The 20,199-nt window shown below is 63.4% G+C and carries 19 protein-coding genes; 8 read left to right on the top strand and 11 right to left on the bottom strand.

Features of this window, described 5'->3' with window-relative positions:
* Positions 1-24: 24 nt before the first annotated feature.
* The 6 genes from FJ970_RS30765 to FJ970_RS30740 all read right to left on the bottom strand — a co-directional run bounded on the left by FJ970_RS30765 (position 25) and on the right by FJ970_RS30740 (position 5,209).
* Positions 25-726, bottom strand: a complete 702-nt coding sequence (locus FJ970_RS30765; RefSeq protein WP_140765097.1) for a class I SAM-dependent methyltransferase — start codon at positions 724-726, stop codon at positions 25-27.
* Entirely contained in the window at positions 719-1,744 is a 1,026-nt protein-coding gene (locus tag FJ970_RS30760; protein WP_210243080.1) for a glycosyltransferase family 2 protein, read from the bottom strand. The genes FJ970_RS30765 and FJ970_RS30760 overlap by 8 nt, the downstream gene beginning before the upstream one ends.
* A gap of 124 nt (positions 1,745-1,868) precedes the next feature.
* Complete coding sequence (locus FJ970_RS30755; protein ID WP_140765099.1) at positions 1,869-3,299, bottom strand: sensor histidine kinase; 1,431 nt, start codon at positions 3,297-3,299, stop codon at positions 1,869-1,871.
* Positions 3,296-3,970 (bottom strand): response regulator transcription factor, encoded by a 675-nt coding sequence (locus FJ970_RS30750; protein WP_140765101.1) that lies wholly within the window; start codon positions 3,968-3,970, stop codon positions 3,296-3,298. Before FJ970_RS30750 ends, FJ970_RS30755 begins: the two co-directional genes overlap by 4 nt.
* Before the next feature lie 46 nt (positions 3,971-4,016).
* Positions 4,017-4,412 carry a hypothetical protein gene (locus FJ970_RS30745; RefSeq protein ID WP_140765103.1) on the bottom strand — a complete coding sequence of 132 codons (396 nt, stop codon included), beginning with the start codon at positions 4,410-4,412 and terminating at the stop codon, positions 4,017-4,019.
* Positions 4,413-4,591: 179 nt separating this feature from the next.
* Complete coding sequence (locus FJ970_RS30740; protein ID WP_140765105.1) at positions 4,592-5,209, bottom strand: outer membrane protein; 618 nt, start codon at positions 5,207-5,209, stop codon at positions 4,592-4,594.
* A 475-nt stretch (positions 5,210-5,684) separates the two neighbouring features.
* Between FJ970_RS30740 and FJ970_RS30735 the strand changes: the two genes are divergently transcribed.
* On the top strand, positions 5,685-5,948 hold the full coding sequence (locus FJ970_RS30735; RefSeq protein ID WP_140765107.1) for a DUF6460 domain-containing protein: 264 nt from the start codon (positions 5,685-5,687) through the stop codon (positions 5,946-5,948).
* A 3-nt stretch (positions 5,949-5,951) separates the two neighbouring features.
* Here FJ970_RS30735 and FJ970_RS30730 read toward each other — a convergent pair whose 3' ends face one another.
* The gene (locus FJ970_RS30730) at positions 5,952-6,854 is read right to left on the bottom strand and encodes a histone deacetylase (protein WP_140765109.1); all 903 of its coding nucleotides are present in this window, start codon (positions 6,852-6,854) and stop codon (positions 5,952-5,954) included.
* A 130-nt stretch (positions 6,855-6,984) separates the two neighbouring features.
* On the opposite strand from FJ970_RS30730, the gene FJ970_RS30725 reads away from it, so the two are divergent.
* Positions 6,985-8,322 (top strand): MATE family efflux transporter, encoded by a 1,338-nt coding sequence (locus FJ970_RS30725; protein WP_140765111.1) that lies wholly within the window; start codon positions 6,985-6,987, stop codon positions 8,320-8,322.
* 86 nt (positions 8,323-8,408) lie between these two features.
* On the top strand, positions 8,409-9,227 hold the full coding sequence (locus tag FJ970_RS30720) for an isocitrate lyase/PEP mutase family protein (protein ID WP_181178817.1): 819 nt from the start codon (positions 8,409-8,411) through the stop codon (positions 9,225-9,227).
* Positions 9,228-9,256: 29 nt separating this feature from the next.
* On the opposite strand, the gene FJ970_RS30715 is transcribed toward FJ970_RS30720, so the two are convergent.
* Complete coding sequence (locus tag FJ970_RS30715; RefSeq protein ID WP_140765115.1) at positions 9,257-10,333, bottom strand: quinone-dependent dihydroorotate dehydrogenase; 1,077 nt, start codon at positions 10,331-10,333, stop codon at positions 9,257-9,259.
* A complete protein-coding gene (locus tag FJ970_RS30710) occupies positions 10,330-10,680 on the bottom strand; it encodes a DUF952 domain-containing protein (RefSeq protein ID WP_140765117.1) in 351 nt (116 codons plus the stop codon). The genes FJ970_RS30715 and FJ970_RS30710 overlap by 4 nt, the downstream gene beginning before the upstream one ends.
* Before the next feature lie 107 nt (positions 10,681-10,787).
* On the opposite strand from FJ970_RS30710, the gene FJ970_RS30705 reads away from it, so the two are divergent.
* Positions 10,788-11,219, top strand: a complete 432-nt coding sequence (locus FJ970_RS30705; RefSeq protein ID WP_140765119.1) for a hypothetical protein — start codon at positions 10,788-10,790, stop codon at positions 11,217-11,219.
* A gap of 225 nt (positions 11,220-11,444) precedes the next feature.
* A complete protein-coding gene (locus FJ970_RS30700) occupies positions 11,445-12,104 on the top strand; it encodes a response regulator transcription factor (RefSeq protein WP_140765121.1) in 660 nt (219 codons plus the stop codon).
* Between the two features lie 66 nt (positions 12,105-12,170).
* On the opposite strand, the gene FJ970_RS30695 is transcribed toward FJ970_RS30700, so the two are convergent.
* On the bottom strand, positions 12,171-15,680 hold the full coding sequence (locus FJ970_RS30695; protein ID WP_140765123.1) for a PAS domain-containing hybrid sensor histidine kinase/response regulator: 3,510 nt from the start codon (positions 15,678-15,680) through the stop codon (positions 12,171-12,173).
* Between the two features lie 246 nt (positions 15,681-15,926).
* Between FJ970_RS30695 and mscL the strand changes: the two genes are divergently transcribed.
* Both mscL and FJ970_RS30685 read left to right on the top strand, forming a co-directional pair.
* On the top strand, positions 15,927-16,346 hold the full coding sequence (gene mscL / locus FJ970_RS30690; protein ID WP_140765131.1) for a large conductance mechanosensitive channel protein MscL: 420 nt from the start codon (positions 15,927-15,929) through the stop codon (positions 16,344-16,346).
* 108 nt (positions 16,347-16,454) lie between these two features.
* Positions 16,455-17,621, top strand: a complete 1,167-nt coding sequence (locus FJ970_RS30685) for a pyridoxal phosphate-dependent aminotransferase (protein ID WP_140765125.1) — start codon at positions 16,455-16,457, stop codon at positions 17,619-17,621.
* A gap of 13 nt (positions 17,622-17,634) precedes the next feature.
* On the opposite strand, the gene hemA is transcribed toward FJ970_RS30685, so the two are convergent.
* On the bottom strand, positions 17,635-18,912 hold the full coding sequence (gene hemA / locus FJ970_RS30680; RefSeq protein ID WP_227791987.1) for a 5-aminolevulinate synthase: 1,278 nt from the start codon (positions 18,910-18,912) through the stop codon (positions 17,635-17,637).
* A 279-nt stretch (positions 18,913-19,191) separates the two neighbouring features.
* Between hemA and galE the strand changes: the two genes are divergently transcribed.
* Complete coding sequence (gene galE / locus FJ970_RS30675; protein ID WP_140758862.1) at positions 19,192-20,187, top strand: UDP-glucose 4-epimerase GalE; 996 nt, start codon at positions 19,192-19,194, stop codon at positions 20,185-20,187.
* Positions 20,188-20,199: the final 12 nt, after the last annotated feature.

The following is a 20,199-nucleotide window of genomic DNA, read 5'->3' as shown; positions in this document are numbered from 1 at the left end:
CCAGATGGCAGCATCCTCGGACAGTCAAACGAGCGGCTTGACCACATGCGCAAAATATTGGGCTCCAACAGGTATCTTGGTCAGGAAACGCTCAAGCGGCCGCAGCTTTGCAAGCAGTCTGGGAAAGAAAATCCGATAGACGATCCGAGTGCCGGAAAGGCCCGCCGCGGCCATTCGCCTGCCCATCTGCGGCGAGCTTATCAGGACCGCGTTCTCGTCGAAGGCGCAGTTCCTTACCGCGTGGGTGGTGAGCGGATTCCACGGATTGTGCTCGAAGACAAAGAAACTGCCGCCATTGGCCAGCACCCTGCCGATCTCCGCGAACAGTCCGATCTGAAGGTTCCCGGGGATGTGATGGAAAACACAAGCCGCGAAAGCAAGGTCGAAGCTACCGTCGGCGAAGGGGATGGTCTGGCCGTCGAAATGCGCGAACGCGGCCTGACCAGGGAAACGTTCGCTGGCGATGTCGAGCGATTCCCGCGAAGGATCGAGCAGGACGATCTCGCTATCGGGGAACGCTGCGCGCATATAGCCGAGCGAATTGCCGACGCCGGCACCGAAGTCGAGTATGCGCCTGGGCTTCACGCCGGCCCGTCCCAGTGTCGCCGCGACGTCGTCGACCTTGTATTTCGCGAAGAAGTCCGGCGACTCACCACTGAGCCTTATGCTCGCGGCATGCTGCTCTTGGTACTCGCGCGCAAGCTGGTCGAATTCGGCCTCAAGCACGGGCCGCCCTCTTTGCCATCTCCTGCAGGCGATGGACCGGGAGATCGCTGTCCTTGGCCGACTGGCCAAGCGAAACGATCTCGTTGACGAAATAGAGCGGCCGCCGCTTCGTCTCCATGTACATGCGGCCGAGATACTCGCCGAAGATGCCGAGCACCAGAAGCTGGACGCTGCCCAGGATGAGCATGATCGCGGCAAGGCTCGTCCAGCCAGGCAGCACATTGCCGACAGACCATTCCAACAGCGTATAGCCAAGTACGAGCAGACCGAGCAGGCCGGACATCATCCCCAGCAGCGAGGCAAAGCGCAAAGGCACGATCGAAAAGCTGGTCATTGCGTCGACCGCCAGAAGAACCATCTTCTTCAGCGGGTAATGGGTTGTGCCGGCAAAGCGCCGGTGCCGTTCATAAGGGAAGGCGACCTGCCTCAGCCCGATCCAACTCACCATGCCGCGAATGAACCTGTAGCGTTCGGGCATCGCGATCAGATGGTCCAGCGCACGGCGGCTCATCAACCGGAAATCTCCGGAGTCCGGCGCGATCTCGACATCGACCATCCTGCCGAGCAGACGGTAGAACATCGAGGCGGAGGCCAGCTTGAACCAGCTTTCGCCGTCCCGTTTCACCCTTTGGCCGTAGACGACGTCGAAGCCTTCATCCATCCTGGCCATCATCGCGCCCAGCAGTTCGGGCGGATCCTGGAGATCGGCGTCGAGAATGAGAATGCGCTGGCCGCGGCAGAATTCCAGCCCCGCGCTCAAGGCGATCTGGTGGCCGTAGTTGCGTGCAAGATCGATGGCGACCACATGGTCGTCCTTTTCGGCCAGTTCGAAAATGGCCTCGCGGGTGCCGTCGGTCGCCCCATCGATGACGAGCACGACCTCGTAGGAGAGGCTTTGCTCGAGGCATACCGCGCTGACGCGTCGGTGAAGCTCCGCCACGCCGTCGCGTTCATTGTAGCAAGGCACGACGACCGACAACATGGGTGCGCGGTGCGCGTCGATTTTTCCCGTTCCCACCAAAGCCTGGCTCCCGCTTTGGAAATGGCAATAGCGGCAATTGGTTAGAAAACAGATAAATCAGCGATCGGCGCGGCCGCTGGCTGGCCGGCCGCCATGCGTTTGGCGCCTTCAACGGCCCGGGTCACGAACGAACCGGCAGTTCCATGCGGATGCGGGCACCGCGCCATGAGCCCGCCAGGATCCTGATCGTTCCCTCGTGCAGCAGCGCGATCTGCCGGGCGAGGTTCAGGCCCAAGCCGGCCCCACGCGACTGCGGCTGCAGGCGATAGAAGGGCTCGAAGACATTCTCTCGCTCTTCCTCAGGAATGCCCGGGCCTTCGTCGCGCACTTCGATGCCGCCCGTCCCGTCGATCGCAATCGTGATGGTACCGCCGCCGCCGCCATGCTCGATGGCGTTGCGCATGAGGTTGGCGAGTGCCCGCTCGATCTGCAGCACGTTGACTTCGACGCGTGTCATGTCGGTCGAAGGCTCGAAGGCAAGGTCGTAGCCGGCCTCGATGGCGAGTGGCGCGAAGTCGGCCGCCACCCGGCTGACCAGATCGTCGAGATCGACGATCTCGCGCTGGTCGGATGGACGGTCGAGCAGTTGATGGTCGAGCAGTTGCTGGGCAAGATGCGACAGGCGCTCGATATCATGCAGCAGCCGCGCGCTTTGCGGCTCCTGTCGCAGCAACTCGGCGCGTGTGCGTAGGATGGCGATCGGCGTGCGCAATTCGTGCGCCGCGTCGGTGAGGAAACGGTTGTGCCGGTCGTATCCCTGCGCGAGGCGGGCCAAAGCCTCGTTGAAGGCATGCACCAGCGGCGCGATTTCCTGCGGCACGTGCTTGACCGGCAACTGCATCGCGCGGGTACCGATGTCGATGCGGGCAGCCTGGCGGACGGTTTCGACAAGGCCGGCAAAGGAGCGCCGGACCACGGCCGGCGTTGTGACCAGCGTGGTGGCGCCCATGACGAGGACGATGGGCAGCAACAGGATCGCGATGACGAGCGTAAGCGCCGGCAGGGCGCGCTCCCAGTTCCTGCTGCCGTCCGGGTACCGGGCGACCTCCACCGTCGCCGAAATGTTGATCTCGAGCCCGTCGGTCTCCTGGCGCGACGACTGTGTCGCGGCGATGATCTGTACCGCGCCGGCTTTGGTCGAAGCGTTTTCGATATAGGCTTCCGGCCGCATGTCCTTGTCGGAGAATCCGATCGTGGCGTGGTCTGCTTGGCCGAGCAGGCCACCGAGGTCCTTGGTGTAGACATCCGGTATCGTGCCGGAACGGACGGTTCGCCCGCTACCGTCGCGAACGATGTACCAGACATTGGGGAAGCTCTGGCGAAACGCGGCGAGGTCTTGCGTTTCACGGACAATCAGCCTGCCGTCCTTGTCGCGGTCGACGGCATCCTTGACGGCCGCGACGGCAGCCTCGTTGTCGATGAGCAGCCTCGGATTGGCGATCCAGAGGGCTGCCGCGCACAAAACGATGAAGAGCAGCAGCGTCGCCGCCTGCAGCAGGATCAGCCGGCGGACCAGGATCCATTGCAGCGAGCGCGCGCGCACCTTCTTCACGAGGCCGCCCGCAGGAGATAGCCAAGATTGCGGATCGCTCGTATCTCGATGCCGGCGGCGACATCGTCGAGCTTGCGGCGCAGCCGCGAGACATGCGCGTCAAGCGCATTCGAGCCGATCTCGTCGTCCAGGGCGTAGACGGCCTCCTCGAGAGCGCTGCGCATGATCGTCCGGCCCGGCCGGCGGATGAGCGTTTCAAGCACCAGTCTTTCACGCCGCGGCAAATCGAGCGCCTGATCCTCGACCAGCGCCTCGCGATGGCGGAAATCATAGGTGAGGCGGCCGACCATCGTCTGGCTGGCGCGCGAGGTGAACGAGCGGCGATGCAGGGCGTGGAGCCGGGCGACGAGTTCCACCGTGGCGAAAGGCTTGACCATGTAGTCGTCGGCCCCGGCATCGAGCCCGGCGACCCGGTCGTCCAGCCCGCTCATCGCCGTCAGCGCGATCACCGGCACGTCCAGATGCAGGGCGCGCAGGCGCGGGATCAGACTGAGGCCGTCGCCATCCGGCAGCCGGCGGTCCAGCACCACGGCGTCGTGATGGCCCAGACGAGCCACCGCCTCGGCGTCGGCCAAGGTCGCGGCATGGTCGACGATGATGTCCAGACGCTCCAGGGCGGTCTTCAGCACGGAGGCCATTTCCGGTTCGTCCTCGATCAGCAGGACGCGCATTGGCGTTCTCCTTCACCCACTGCCGCAGGATTTGCGGTTCGGCGGCTCATTCGCATTCCAGCTTTGGCCGGCGAAAATTGGTGATGAACCAGCGGCCGCCGGAAGCGCGGGCGTAAAATGTGTAGAAGCATTCCTGACGCTCGATATAGCCGGGCGTTTCGGTCTCTTCATAGACGGTTCCGTGTTTTGTGTGGCGGACTTCGCCACTCGATGTCCCGGAAACCGCTGACGTCGAGACCTGGCGCCACTGATAGGCGCGCTCTCCCTGGCCGAGGTCTACGATCGCCGTCGGCGGACCGTAATCCAGAACGACCGATTCGACCGGTTGTCCGACATAATTCTTCATGATGTCGGAGGCGCAACCCGCCAATGCGAGTGCGATCGCAATGAACGATAGCAACGATAGCTTGGACGTCCGTCGGCCGGAGCGATGCGTGGACATTGCTGATTCCCATGGTGAAAATTCACGCAGGGGACCTAGATTGCGAAGATTACATCGACATTGCGACAAGCATGGATTGCTCTTTCCTCGACGGAAGTCCGGGCATCGATGCATCGACGACAAGATCGCGCGATGCCGTTGCGGCCATCGCGCGATCGGGGTCCGCCCACTTGCTGTTTCTAGAACCGGTAGTTGATGCCGGCTTTCAACTCATGGCTGCCGATCGTCTCCTTGGATCTGCCTAGGGCCGATGTCGTTTCCACGCCGGGGGTGCGGACATAGTCGTACTCGACCTTGGCCGAGAGGCCGCCGGCGAAACCCTGCTCGATGCCGGCGCCGAGGAGGTAACCGACCTTCCATCCGTCGCTGCTCCTCACGCCGTCGCCCTTGTCGAACCTGGTCATGGCCACGCCGCCGGTTCCGAACAGCAACGTCTGGTCGAAGCTCACACCGGCCTTCGCCTTGGCCGCGCCGCGCCATTTCTCCTTGATCTTGCCGCCCCGGACATCGTGTTCGGCGCCGCCCAGATAGGAACCTTCGATCTCGGCGCCGAGAACCGCCGGGCCCATCTGCTGGTTGTAGCCGGCCTGGACGCCGCCGCTGAACCCGTTTCGACCGGCGAACGGGTTCGGCATCCCCGTGAACGCCGTACCGCCATGGACGCCGACATATGCGCCGCTCCACTGGAAGGCAGGGGGATCATTGTAGGCAGGCGAGAGGTCGGCGGCCATCGCCGGCCCGAGAAGACACATGGCGAGGGCACTCGCCGTCAGGACGATCTTTGCTTGAGGGGACACTGCATTACTCCAACACAAACGCGCATCCGCACCCGATACGCTGGTTAATTGCCGAGGAGCCTGACCGTTGAGGCGGTCAGCTCCGATGGGTGTCTTTCAGGGATGGTCGCGCGGTTCTGGGGACCGGCTTTCACCGGCGGTGGTAGGGGCAGAGCGCCGCGCGGTCCGTCACCTGAAAGACGCCTGGTATCTCGCAAGTGAAAATTGCACGCACATTGCGCAAAACCGGAAAATGACGGTTTTGTGCTTTATTTTCAATAAATTAAAATGAAACTGTTTACCTATATTTAAGAATTGCGGCTCGCGGAAGCCGCTCTGCCAGACGCTCGAGTGATCCGGGCTTTCGATGGCGTTCAACATCTGGCTGCGACTTATCAGTTTCTCCGTACAGACCGCGCCGGCTTGATGGATGATCGCCAAGCACGTATCTCTGGGCCGTGCCCACGAGTCCGGGCATCTCAATCGGGAGACGGCCTTGTCCGCACTGACGCGCTTTCTCGGCGACTCGCCGCTCAGGGTTGTCCTGAAGCTGCTGGTGGTATCCTTTCTCGTCGGCCTGGTCATGAACGCCTTCGGCTGGTCGCCGATGGATGTGTTCTACGGCATCCGGAAGTTCTTCATCGATCTCTGGAATCTCGGCTTCCATGCCATCGACCGCTTCCTCGGCTATATCCTGCTTGGCGGCGCGATCGTCGTGCCGGCCTTCATCCTGCTCAGGATCGCCAACTATCGGAAGTGACTTTCACGCGTAGCCCGACGCCACCTCGAACAGGATGGCGTGACGCGCGGCAAGTGCCGGCACATCGGTGGAATAGCCGCCGCCGATGACACCGCAGACAGGAATGCCGAGCGCCCGAAAATGGCCGATGACCATCTCGTCGCGGGCGCGCAGACCGTTGTCGGAAAGCGCCAGCCTGCCGAGCCGGTCCCCGGCATGGACGTCGACGCCGGCATTGTAGAAGACGATGTCCCAATGCGCCCGCGTGGAGAGGTCCCGCAGGATGGTATCAAGCCTTTCGACATAGGCCGCGTCGCCCGTGCCGTCGGGCAGGGCGATGTCGAGGTCCGAGGCGATCTTGCGTGTGGGATAGTTGCGCTCGCCATGCATGGAGAAGGTGAACACGCGTGGCTCATCGCCTAGAATATCCGCCGTGCCGTCGCCCTGATGCACGTCGAGGTCGACCACCAGGACCTTCTGCGCCGCACCCTCCGCGAGCAGCACCAGCGAGGCGACGGCGACATCGTTGAAGGTGCAGAAGCCGGCGCCCTGCGCGCGCCGCGCGTGATGGCTGCCGCCGGCGGTGTTGCAGGCAATGCCGTGGCGCAAGGCAAGCCGGGCTGCCAGCACAGTGCCGCCGGTGGCAAGCTGCGCGCGCAGCGAAACGCGCGGGCCGACCGGGAAGCCGATCTCGCGCTCGATTTTTTCCGGCACGGAGCAGGAGAGGACCTGGTCGACATAGGCGGCCGCATGGGCAAGCTTCAGCCACGGCCCCGGCGCGGGTTCAGCAGTGTTGAGCGCGCCGGGTCCGGCCAGGCCGCGTGCATGCAAGGCCTCCATCAGCAGCGGATATTTACTCATCGGAAAGCGATGGTTGGTGGCGAAGCCGGCGTCGTAGTCGGGGTGATGGACGATCTGCAGGGGCATGAACTGGGTCGGATGGCCTCGCGCCAGAGCGGGATTTCGGTTGGCTGTCGCGGAAGGGCGGTTGCGTGGTGGCCGGAAAATGAGGCACATCGGTTCCCCGATCAAGCCGCAATCAGCAAGGCAGCAATCCTTGGACAAGGATGCCATCCCAACCGACGCCAGAGCCTTTTCCGTCACCAACCGCTCGGTGCTTGCCATCGCCGTGCCGATGACGCTCGCCTATCTGACGACGCCGCTGCTTGGCCTGGTCGATACGGCTGTTGTCGGCCAGTTCGGCGATGCCGCCTTGCTTGGCGGCCTGGCGGCCGGCGCATTGGCTTTCGACGTCGTCTTCACCAGCTTTAACTTTCTGCGTTCGGGCACCACCGGCCTCGTCGCCCAGGCTTTCGGGCGTGGCGACGCTCTCGAGGAACAGGCGGTGTTCTGGCGCGCCGTGCTGATCGCGGTCGTTGCCGGCGTCGTGCTGGCGGCGCTTTCGCCGCTCATCGCCGTTGGCGGCCAGTGGTTCATGGATGCCGGACCACGCGTCAGCGAGGCGATGGGCGTTTATGTCAGGATCAGGCTGCTCGCCGCCCCGTTCTCGCTGATCAACTACGCCGTCCTTGGCTATGTCCTGGGGCGTGGCGAGGGCGGGCTCGGGCTTGTCCTGCAACTGGTGCTCAACGGCATCAACATCGCGCTCTGCTTCCTGCTCGGCCTTGAACTTGGCTGGGGCGTTTCCGGTGTCGCCTGGGCGACCGTCACCGGCGAATTCCTCGCCATGCTGCTTGGTCTCGCGATCGTGGTGCGCCGGTTCCGATCCAGCCCGCCCTTGCCTCGCCACCGCCTGCTCGACATGGGCGCCTTCCTGCGCATGCTGTCGCTCAACCGCGACATCATGATCCGCTCGTTCTCGCTGCTTGCCGCCTTCGCGCTGTTCACCCGCCAGGGCGCACAGTTCGGAACAGTGACGCTCGCCGCCAACGCGGTGCTGATGAATTTCTTCCTCGTCGCCGGTTATTTCCTCGACGGTTTCGCCACGGCCGCCGAACAGCTCGCCGGCCGCGCCGTTGGCGCGCGTGCCGAGCAGCCCTTCAGGCGGGCGGTCCGCCTGACCCTGTTTTGGGGCTTTGGATTGGCCGGTGGCGCGACATTGGTGCTGTTGCTGGCCGGCGCTAATCTGGTCGCTGTCGTCACGACGTCGCAGGATGTCCGCGCAGTAGCCGATGCCTACCTGCCTTGGGCAGCGTTCACCGCGCTGAGTGGCGTGCTTGCCTTCCAGATGGATGGTGTCTTCATCGGCGCGACATGGTCGCGCGACATGCGCAACATGATGCTCTTGTCGTTCCTCGTCTTTGCCGCCGCGCTGATCACGCTGGCGCCCGCCTTCGGCAATCACGGCCTGTGGGCCGCGCTGCACGTTTTCCTGCTGGTGCGGGGACTGAGTTTGCTGACGATTCTGCGGGTCAGGGTGCGAACGGCATTTTGATTTGAGCAATGGGGTTGGCATACACCGGTGGCAGTTTGTACCATCTGTGTCCAACTGCATAACTAGTCGTCCAATTCGAGGATATTGTGATTTCCCGGTCCGAGAAGGTTGAGCAATTTCGTATCCTTCACAAATCGGGCTGTTTCCTGGTTCCTAATCCCTGGGACGTAGCCGGCGCCCAGATGATGGTAGGTCTGGGCTTTGGCGCGCTGGCGACAACCTCGTCAGGCTATGCCTTTTCGAGAGGGAAGAGGGATGGGGCAAGGGAGGTTAGCCGCGACGAAAGTTTGGCATATGCCGCCGAGATAGCGGCGGCGAGCCATGTCCCGGTCACCGCCGATTTTGAGGATTGCTATGAAGACACCCAGGGCGGGATCGCCGAGACTGTTCGGCTCGCGGCCGAGGCAGGATTGGCGGGACTCTCGATCGAAGACAGGCGGCCGGATCCCGACCAGCCGATCCGCGAATTTGACGATGCGGTTGCACGTGTTGCCGCTGCGGCGAAAGCTGCGCGAAGGTACGACATTGTACTTACTGCTCGCGCCGATGGAATCGGCAAGGGAGTTTATGATGTTGAAGAAGCAGTTCGGCGCCTCAGGGCGTTCGAGGCACTTGGTGCTGAGGTTCTGTACGTGCCCGGCGTGCCGGATCTGGTATCCCTCGAGAGGATATGCCGGTCAGTCAGTTCTCCGGTGAATCATGTCCTCGGGCAAGGCGTGTCCGGGCTGACGTTCGACCAGATTTCCAAGGCCGGTGTGCGGCGGATAAGCCTTGGCGGCTCGCTTGCGCGCGCGGCAGGCGGCGCACTTTTGGGGATTTGCCAGGAGATCGCCAGGGGAGACTTTACTGCTTTGGAGACTGCTCCAAGCTGGAACCGTCTTCGCAGTCCCGATTCCGCCACGTAAGTTGGCACGGAATCCCCTGTTGAGCCAGCTCAGAGTGCCCTAACGGCCCAATAATCGAGGCGGCTGTCACGGAGGTCACCGATCGACTTCAGCTCGTACTTGTCCGCGAGGCGCGCCATTCCTGAAATTATGCGGCCCGGGAGCGCCGGCCCGGCATAGATCATGCCGGTGTAGAGCTGCACCAGATCGGCGCCCGCGCACATTTTCTCCAGCGCCGTCTCCGCTGAATCGACGCCGCCGACGCCGATGATGGCCATTTCCGGCCCGAGCAGCTTGCGCATCTTGGCCAGCACGATGGTCGAGCGCTCGAACAGCGGCTTGCCCGAAAGCCCGCCTGTCTCCCGCGCGGCGTCACCGTTGCGCAGACCCGGTCGTGAAATGGTGGTGTTGGAGACGATGATGCCGTCGATCCGTTTTTCCATGACTTCGGCGGCGATATCCTCCAGCTCGGCCTCGACCAGATCCGGCGCGATCTTGAGAAAGATCGGCGGCTGCGCGATTGCCGCCGCACGCGCGGCCATGACGCGCGACAGGAGCTCGCCGAGTTGCTCGCGCGCCTGCATGGTGCGCAGGCCCGGCGTGTTGGGTGAGGAAATGTTGACGGTGAGATAGTTGGCGTGGGGCGCGAAGCGGGCGACGCCGCGCTCATAGTCGCTGACGCGGTTGGTGCTGTCCTTGTTGGCGCCGATGTTGACGCCGACTATGCCGCCGCGCCCCTTGCGCGCCGCAAGGCGTCTTTCAGCGGCGGCATGGCCTTCATTGTTGAAGCCCAGCCGGTTGATGACGGCTTCATCCGATGTCAGCCGAAAGATGCGCGGCTTCGGGTTGCCGGATTGCGGCAGGGGCGTGATGGTGCCGACCTCGGCAAAGCCGAAACCGAGGCCAAGCAGCGCATCGGGGACTTCGGCGTTCTTGTCGTAGCCAGCCGCCATGCCAAGCGGATTGGGGAAATCGAGACCGCAAAGGCTGACCTTTAGCCTTGTATCGCGAACCGTCCGCGCGCCAACCGGCAGGCCGCAGCGTAGCGCCGCGATCGACAGGCCGTGCGCGGTTTCCGGATCGAAGGTGAACAGCAGCTTCTGGCCGATCCGGTCGAGCACGCTCATTGCCCTTCCAGGGCCGGGAACTGGTGAGTGCCGTCGGCACCGAGCGGCAGCGGCTTGACCCACAGCACCGACTTCAGGTCGAGCACGCCGTAGAGATGCGGAAACAGCGCGCCGCCGCGCGAGACTTCGTATTTCAGCGCATCGCCCAGGCCGGTCCCGTCGATGGCGACCAGCAGAAGGTCGGTCTGGCCGGAAAAATGCTTGGCCGCGGTTTCCTCGACCTGCTCTGCCGTCGAAAAATGGATGAAGCCGTCGGCGACGTCGATTGGCGCGCCGGTGAAGCGGCCATTGGCTTCGGCCTCGCGCCAAGGCGCTTGCGGAGTTATCTTGTAGATAATCTGTGACATGGTTGCGCTATAATCCGAACCAGTCGCGCGGGGAAGTCCACGCCAAGGATCTTCCCCATTTCCGGCGCAAACATGCGATATTTCAGGCTTTGGCCATGGAGGACAACATGCGTCTGCAGCACATCTTGATCCCCGCCGCGCTCGTTTCACTGGTCGCGGCCTCAGCTTATTCGGAAGAAGCCGACCGCTACCGGCTGGAAAAGTCTGATAACGGCTATGTCCGCATGGATACGCAGACCGGCGCGATGTCGATCTGCGAGGAGCATTCGGGCCAGCTCGTCTGCAAGATGGCGGCCGATGAACGCGCCGCCTATCAGGACGAGGTCGATCGCTTGCAGACCTCGATGAAGGCGATGGACGAGCGCGTCACCAGGCTGGAGAATTCGCTCTCCGCCCGCCTCGAATCGACACTGCCGAGCGAGGAGGATTTCAACAAGACGATGAGCTATATGGAGCGCTTCCTGAAGAGTTTCATGGGCATCGTCAAGGATATGGACAAGGACAGCGGCGGCGCCCAGCCCAACTCGCAGAAGACCTGAGCGCTAGAGCGGTTCAGTGTTTGTTGGAATCGCCGAACCGCTCTAACTCTTTGTTTTCATGCAATTCCGGACGGAAAACCACTACGCACTTTTCCTGGAATTGCTCTGGTGACGAGGGAAAACGCGGCGCGCTGGCTTTGCCGCTTGAAAACAGCGCGCGGCCCCTCATAATCGTCCGACTGATCCCGCAAAAAGCAGTAAATCGGGGATTCGGGGAGGGACATCTTGCCGTCAGGCTATACTTTCGTCATCGCCGACGACCACCCGCTGTTTCGCGGCGCCCTGCGCGAGGCGCTTGCCGGCATCGGCAATGTCACCGCCATCCACGAGGCCGGCGATTTCGAAAGCGCCAAGGCGCTGGCCGTGGCCAATGAAGACGTCGATCTCGTGCTGCTGGACCTGTCGATGCCTGGCGCCAGCGGCCTCTCCGGCCTGATCTCGTTGCGCGGCATCCATCCGGCGGTGCCGCTGGTCGTGGTGTCGGCGCATGACGATCCGGCGACCATCCGGCGCGCTCTCGATCTCGGCGCCTCCGGTTTCATCTCGAAGTCGGCCAGCATGGAAGAAATCCGCGGCGCCGTGCAGTCGGTGCTTGCCGGCGATATCGCGGCACCTGTCGGCGTCGATCTCGGCGTCGAACGCGATCCCGAAATATCGGACCTGATCAAGCGGCTGCAGGCGTTGACCCCGCAGCAGACCCGCGTGCTCGGCATGCTGGCCGAGGGCCTGCTCAACAAGCAGATCGCTTATGAACTCGGCGTCTCCGAAGCGACGATCAAGGCACATGTCTCGGCCATATTGCAGAAGCTCGGCGTCGACAGCCGCACCCAGGCGGTGATCCTGCTGTCCAAGATCGGCAGCGACCCGCTGCAGCCGGCGGGCTGAAGGCCAGGCGCCTGGTGCTCGCGGCTATTCTCGCTGAGACAGGTGATGGGCCTGGGTGCCTCGACATCACTCCGCCGCCCGCACCATCGGCCTGAACCTGGCCATCATAGAACGCAGGACCGCCGGCTTCAGCGGCTTGTTGATCATCGGGATGTCGAGGCCTGCCGCCGCTGCTCGCACCTCGTTGGAGCGGTCGGCCGTGACCAGCACGGCCGGCAGGTCGTCACCGTGGGTCGCGCGCAGCCTGATGATGATGTCGAGACCGGTTTCGCGGTCGAGATGGTAGTCGGCAAGCACGATGTCCGGACGGTGGATCGCGGCCCCGTCCAGATCCCCCGAGCCGGTCGCCGTGGCGACATTGCAGCCCCAGCCTTCGAGCAGCAGCCGCATGCCATCGAGGATGCGGATGTCGTTGTCGATGCACAGCACATGCAGCCCCGACAGCGAAGCCGCCGCGCGGGCCGGCGCCCTGGTCTCGACCTCGTGTCGCGGCTCCTGCGCGGCCGCCACCGGCAGGATGACGGAAAAGCGCGTGCCCTTGCCCGGATTGGAGAAGATGCGGATTTCGAGCCTGAGCACTCGGGCGATGCGGTCGACAATGGAGAGGCCGAGGCCAAGACCTTCGGCTTCGCGCGCGCCTTCGTCGAGCCGGGTGAACTCATGGAAGACGGTGTTCAGCTTGTCGCCGGCAATGCCGATGCCGGTGTCGATGACCTGGATCTCCGCCAAGTCGCCACGCCGCCGCACACCGACAAGGATGCGGCCCCGGCGGGTGTATTTGATGGCGTTGGAAACAAGATTCTGGATCAGGCGACGCAACAGGTTGCGGTCCGTCGTCACCGTCAGCGACGACGGCATGATCGTCAGGCCAAGCTTCTTCTCCGCGGCCAGTGGCCGAAAATCATTGCCGATCTGGCGCAGCAGGCCATCAAGGCTGAAGGCGGTGTCATCAGGCTTCATGGCGCCGGCATCGAGGCGCGAAATGTCGAGCACGGCGCCCAGAATGGTCTCCACCGATTCCAGCGAGGATTCGATGTTGATGGCCGCCTTGCCGGCCGGCCCCTTGCCGGCCTTCTCGATCAGCGAGGAGCAATAGAGCCGGGCAGCATTCAAGGGTTGCAGGATGTCGTGACCGGCGGCGGCAAGGAAGCGTGTCTTGCCGAGATTGGCCTCTTCGGCGAGCATCTGGGCCTGTGCCAGCTCCTCGTTGACCCGGGTCAATTCCTCGTTGACCCTGGTCAGTTCGATGGTGCGGGTCTTGACGCGCTGCTCCAGCGATTCATTGGCGCGCTTCAACGCCAGGTCCTGCTCGACGCGGCCGGAGATGTCGGCATAGGTGGCGACGATGCCGCCGTCGGGCATCGGGTTGGAGCGCAGTTCCAGGATGCGGCCGCTGGTCTTCAGTTCCATCTGCCAGGGGCTGACGAAGCTGGTCAGCCGGTTGAGCATCGTCACGCGCTGGTCGCCAGGAATGTCGCCGCGCTCGGCGAGATGGCGAAGAATCTGGTCGAGCGAAACGCCGACCTGGCCCATCTCGTCGGGCAGGTCGAACAGCGCCCGGTACTGGCGGTTCCAGCAGATCAGCCGGAAATCGCGGTCGAAGACGGTGATTCCTTGCTCCATCTGGTCGAGCGCGATCTGCAGCAGGTCGCGGTTGTGCTGCAGCGCTTCCGTGGCGTCGTCGAGCAGGCGGAAGGCGTCGCGGGATTCGCGGTCGTGGCGTCTGAACAGCAGCGACAGGATCAGCCGCGCCGAGGAGGAGCCGACGGCGCTGGCCAACAGCTGCTCGGAAAAGCGGATGACGTCCATGCTGGCCTGCTCGTTGCCGTGCAGCGAGGTGCCGTTGCTCTTCTCGAAGGATTGAAAGGACCGCTCGGTGCGCTCGACACCGAGATAGCGTGCGATCGTGTCCTTGAGGTCGTTGACGGTGATGGCGGTGCGGAAACGGCGCAGGCTCGGCATCGGGCCGGCTTCGCGCGGCACGAAGATCGACGCCTGGATGCGCTCCAGCGGCACCGACGCGCGAGACAGAGATCCGAAGACGAAGAACAGCGCGTTGACCGACAGGCTCCACAGCACGCCGTGGTTCAGCGGTTCGGCGACGGTGCCGAACAGGGCCTGCGGCCGCAACGCCTCGAAGCCGAACAGCCCATGCACGATGATGCCGGTATCGGGCGCGACGAGCGACGGCACCAGCAGCGTGTAGCCCCAGACCAGAATGCCGGCGACCATGCCGAGCGCCGCGCCCCGGCCGTTGGCGCCGCGCCAGATCAATCCGCCGATCAGGGCCGGCGCGAACTGCGCGATCGCCGCGAAGGACATCAGGCCGATCGAGGACAGCCGGGCGCTGTTGGTGCTCTCGCGATAGTAGAGAAAGGCAATGAACAGAAGGATGAAGATCGACGCCCTCCGTACATTGAGGATGAGCGTCGACCAATCCTCGTTCTCGGAGGTGGTCGTGCGCAACAGCCGGCGCACGAACAACGGGATGACCAGGTCGTTCGAGATCATGATCGACAGCGCCACGCTCTCGACGATGACCATTGCGGTTGCCGCCGACAGGCCGCCGATGAAGGCGGCCATGGCCAGGAAATCATGGCCGCTGAACAGCGGCAGCGACAGCACATAAAGGTCGCTGCTCGTCCTTGTGCCGACCAGCGTCAGGCCGGCAAAGGCGATCGGCAGCACGAACAGGTTGATCGCCACGAGGTAGAGCGGGAACACCCATGTCGCGGTGCGCAATTCGGCCTCGCTGCGGTTCTCGACGATGGTGACGTAGAATTGCCGCGGCAAAAGGATGATGGCGAAGCCGCTGAGACACGTCAGCACCAGCCAGGTGGCGAGCGACGTCGAATAGCCCATTGCCTGCCGCACCTGGCCATTCTCGGCCAGCCGGTCGAACATGTCGCCAGGGCCGCCGAAGATCAGGAAGGTGACCATCAGGCCGATGGCCAGGAAGGCGGCGAGCTTGACCACGGTCTCGACCGCGACCGCCAGCACCAGCCCGTCCTGGTGCTCGGTGGCGTCGGCATGGCGTGTGCCGAACAGGACCGCAAACAGGGCAAGCAGCATGGCGACGACCAGCGAGATGTCGCTGACGAAGGGATCGAACGAGGGCGGCGAGCCCGTATAGTGCTCGACCATCAGGCTGACCGAGCCGGAGATCGCCTTCAATTGCAGCGCGATATAGGGCACGGCGCCGATGGTGGCGATCAGCGTGGCGATCGCGGCCACGGTGAAACTCTTGCCGTAACGCGCGCCGAGGAAGTCGGCGACCGAGGTGATCTTCTCGGTCTTGGCCAGCCGCACGATGCGGTTGAGCAGCGGAAAGCCGAACACGAACACCAGCACCGGACCTGTATAGATGCCGAGGAATTCGAGGCCGCGTTCCGAGGAAAGGCCGACCGAGCCGAAGAAGGTCCAGGACGTGCAGTAAATGGCAAGACTGAGCGCATAGATGAAAGGCCGTGCCCGGCCAGGCCCCGAAATCGCCGAGCGGCGGTCGCCCAGGCTGGCGATGGCGAACAGCAGCGTCACATAGGCGATAGCAATGATGACGATGAACAAGCCCTGCACGCCGGCAAGATCCTCCCTGTGCCGATTTTAACCTGGCCGGGTCAGACGCAATCACAGCTTGGGCGCCAAGTCCATCGCGGCTTTCGGCGCATGCGGGCGATGATTTCCGGCGGCTGCCCGAGGTAAGAAGAAACCGGCTGTTTTCTCTTTTTGCCCGTGTTGCAACTTCCGGTTTTTGTTATGTTTGATTTGGGTCGATGCCGGGAAGGTGGGAGCGGCAGCACGGCCGGTCATAAGGAGGGTCGAATGCTGAAAGAATTCCAGGAGTTCATTTCCAAGGGCAATGTGATGGACTTGGCCGTCGGCGTCATCATCGGCGCTGCCTTCGGCAAGATCGTCACTTCGCTGGTCGACGACGTCATCATGCCTTTTATCGGCGCTCTCGGAGGGGTCGATTTTAACAACTACTTCATTGGCCTCTCGCACAACGTGACCGCTACCAACCTGGAAGATGCGCGCAAGCAAGGTGCGGTCTTCGCCTACGGCAGCTTCATCACCGTGGCGCTGAACTTTTTGATCATAGCCTTTGTCATCTTTCTGATGGTCAAAGCCGTGAACAACATGCGCAGGCGACTGGAGAAGGAAAAGCCCGCCGCAGCGGCAGCTCCTCCGCCGGCCGATGTACAGCTTTTGACCGAAATCCGCGATCTGCTGGCCAGGCGATAGACGGATAGGGTTCTTCTGGACCAAAACCCCGGTCGTTCGCGGCCGGGGTTTTCTGTTTTCGTATCTGGTAAGCAGCGCTTACGAACGCCCGAGACAACGGACCCACCGATGACCCTGATCCAGACCCTGCGCCCCGAGGCCCTGGCCGCACCTGAAAGCGGTATCGTCGCCGTCGTCAACTACGGCAGGCTGCGCGAAGGCCTGATTCCGCTCTGGGCCGGCGAGGGCGACCTGCCGACGCCGTCCTTCATCACCGATGCCGCGTCGAAGGCGCTGGCCGGCGGCGAGACGTTCTACACCTGGCAGAGGGGCCTCCCTGATCTCAGGCAGGCGCTTGCCCGCTACTATTCCAGGCATTTCGCCAAGACCTTCCCCGAGGAGCAATTCATCGTCACCGGCTCAGGCATGCATGCCATCCAGCTGGCGCTCGATGCGCTTGCGGGAGCCGGCGACGAAGTGATCTACCTGTCGCCCGCCTGGCCGAATTTCGACGCCGCCGCCGCGATAGCGGGTGCCGTGCCGGTGCCGGTCACGCTCGACCATTCCGGAAATGGCTGGTCATGCGACGTCGAGAAGATCGCTGCGGCGGTCACGCCGCGCACGAAGGCGTTGTTCATCAACACGCCGTCCAATCCGACCGGCTGGACCGCCGATCATGAGACCTTGCGGGCGATCCTCGATCTCGCCCGTGCCAAGGGTCTGTGGATCATCGCCGACGAGATCTATTCGCTGTTCCACTATGGTCATGGCCGCGCGCCATCCTTCCTCGACATCGCGGAGGCGGAAGACCGTATCCTGTTCGTCAACAGTTTTTCCAAGAACTGGGCGATGACCGGCTGGCGCGTCGGCTGGATCAAGACGCATCCTAGCCTGCAGCAGGTGTTCGAGAACCTGATCCAGTATTCGAACTCGGGCGTCGCCCAGTTCATGCAGCGCGGCGCGGTCGCGGCGCTCGACGAAGGCGATGGCTTCGTCGCCGAACAGGTGGAGCGAGCGAGGAAGGCCCGTGACCTGGTCTGCGGCATTCTCGGCGAAACCGGCAAGGCGCGCTTCACCGTGCCGCAAGGCGCCTTTTATCTGTTCTTCACCGTCGACGGCATCACGGATTCACGCAGCGCTGCCTTCGACATTGTCGACAAGGCCAATGTCGGCCTGGCGCCCGGCACCGCCTTTGGCCCCGGTGGCGAGGCGTTCCTGCGGCTTTGCTTCCACCGCCGCCTCGACCAGCTCGAGGAAGCGGCAAGCCGGCTGGCAAGATGGATAAAGACTGTTTGAGCAGGTGGCGGGCTTAACCGCCCGACTTGGGCACCAAGAGCGGGATGATGCGGTCGCTCTTGGCCACTGAAGGCCGTCCCGCCGAACCGTAGGGAATGCCCAGCGCGTCCCAGGTTTCGACCAGCGCGTCCTGCAACTCGGCGATCAACGCATCGGAATGGAACGGCGTCGGCGTGATGCGCAGCCGCTCGGTGCCGCGCGGCACCGTCGGGTAGTTGATCGGCTGGATGTAGATGCCGTGCACGCCGAGCAGGCGGTCGCTGGCCATCTTGCAAAGTTCCGGATCGCCGACCAGCACCGGCACGATATGGGTTGGTGACTCCATCACCGGCAGGCCGGCGGCGGAGAGGATCTGCTTGGTTCGGCTCGCCTGCCGCTGCTGGGCGTCGCGCTCGGCCAGCGAGCGCTTGAGATGCCGGATCGACGTTGTGGCCGCGGCGGCGATCGCCGGCGGCAACGCGGTGGTGAAGATGAAACCGGGCGCATAGGAGCGCACCGCGTCGATGACAGCGCTGGTGCCGGTGATGTAGCCGCCCAGCGTGCCGAACGCCTTGGCGAGCGTGCCTTCGATGATGTCGATACGGTCGGCCAGGCCTTCGCGCTCGGTGATGCCACCGCCGCGCGGCCCGTACATGCCCACCGCATGGACCTCGTCGATATAGGTCATGGCGTTGTAGCGCTCGGCGAGTTCGACGATCTCCTTGATCGGCGCGATGTCGCCATCCATCGAATAGACGCTTTCAAAGACGATCAGCTTGGCGCGTTCGCGCCCGGCCGTCTGCAACAGGCTTTCCAGATGCGCGACGTCATTGTGGCGGAAGATCTTTTTCTCGGCGCCCGAGCGCCTGACACCTTCGATCATCGAGGCATGGTTCAGCTCGTCCGAGATGATCAGGCAGTTGGGCAAGAGCCGTGCGATGGTCGAGATCGAGGCTTCGTTGGAGACGAAGCCGGAGGTGAAGACCAGGGCGGCTTCCTTGCCGTGCAGGTCGGCGAGCTCATGCTCGAGCTCGACCAGCGGGTTGGACGTGCCCGAGATGTTGCGGGTGCCGCCGGCGCCGGAGCCCATCTTGCCGGCCGCGTTCTGGAATGCGGCGATCACGTCGGGATGCTGGCCCATGCCGAGATAGTCGTTGGAACACCAGACGGTGATTTCCTCGGCGCGGCCGTTGGAACGCCAGATGGCGCGCGGAAACTTGCCCGCGATGCGCTCGAGGTCGGCGAAAACGCGGTAGCGACGCTCTGCATGCAGCTGGTCGATCGCCTCCTCGAAGAAACGCTGGTAATTCATGTCGGCTTCCCAATTTTGCGCGGGATCATAATCATTGCCCTATTGGTCGTCCACCGGGCCGATTTGGTCAAAATGCCACGCCTCGGACCTGTTCCTAACGACGGCGGATCGTGGCCTATTCCCAATCCGTGGCACACTCTTTGGTTCACTTTTGTTTCAGCACGATGCCACATCAAGTGAACGCTGGTTACCTTGGGTTTTAATGGGCAGACGGCAGACTTTCCAGTAAGGCGGTTGTTGAGACAGTTTCCGATAAATCTTGGGTAAGCGAGGATTTGGATGACGGTTTTGGTGACAGGCGGCGCCGGCTATATCGGCAGCCATATGGTCTGGGAATTGCTGGATGCGGGCGAAAGCGTCGTCGTTCTCGACCGGCTTTCGACCGGCTTCGAATGGGCGGTGGCGCCGGAGGCAAGCCTGATTGTCGGCGACGTCGCCGACAAGGAATTGGTGGGCTCGGTCATCAGAGAGAACAAGGTCGACGCGATCATCCATTTCGCCGGTTCCATCGTCGTCCCGGAATCGGTCGCCGACCCGCTCGCCTACTACGAGAACAACACCTCGAAGACACGCACGCTGATCGAAACCGCGGTGCGCGAAGGCGTGCCGAATTTCATCTTCTCCTCGACAGCCGCCGTCTATGGCGGCGCCGGACTGGAGCCGGTGCGCGAGGATGCCCGCCTGGCGCCGGAATCGCCTTATGGCCTGTCCAAGCTGATGAGCGAATGGATGCTGCGCGACGCTGCGATGGCCCATGACCTGCGCTACACGGCGCTGCGCTATTTCAACGTCGCCGGCGCCGACCCGAAGGGCCGCACCGGCCAGTCGACGCCGGGCGCCACCCATCTGATCAAGGTCGCCTGCGAGACCGCGCTCGGCAAGCGCCCGTTCATGCAGGTCTTCGGCACCGACTATCCGACGCCCGACGGCACCTGCATGCGCGACTATATCCATGTCAGCGATCTGGCCGCCGCGCATCGCCTGGCCTTGCAGCGGCTGCGCGCCGGCGGCGCCAGCCTCGTCGCCAATTGCGGCTATAGCCACGGCTATTCGGTGCTCGAGGTCATCGACAGCGTGCGCCGCGCCTTTGGCCATGATTTCGAGGTCAGGATGGGCGACCGGCGTCCCGGCGATGCCGCTGCGGTGGTTGCCAATTCCGATCTCGCCCGCTCGGAACTCGGCTGGACCCCGCAGCGCGACGATCTCGATCAGATTGTCAACGACGCGCTGGCCTGGGAGCGCATCCTGACCAGCAAGAACTCCGCCCGAAGCTGAGCGCGCTTTCCC

This window comes from Mesorhizobium sp. B2-1-8 (assembly GCF_006442545.2).
Classification (GTDB): Bacteria; Pseudomonadota; Alphaproteobacteria; order Rhizobiales; family Rhizobiaceae; genus Mesorhizobium.
Note: the sequence above shows the minus strand (reverse complement) of the source record. Positions and strands in the feature narration are given on the sequence as shown.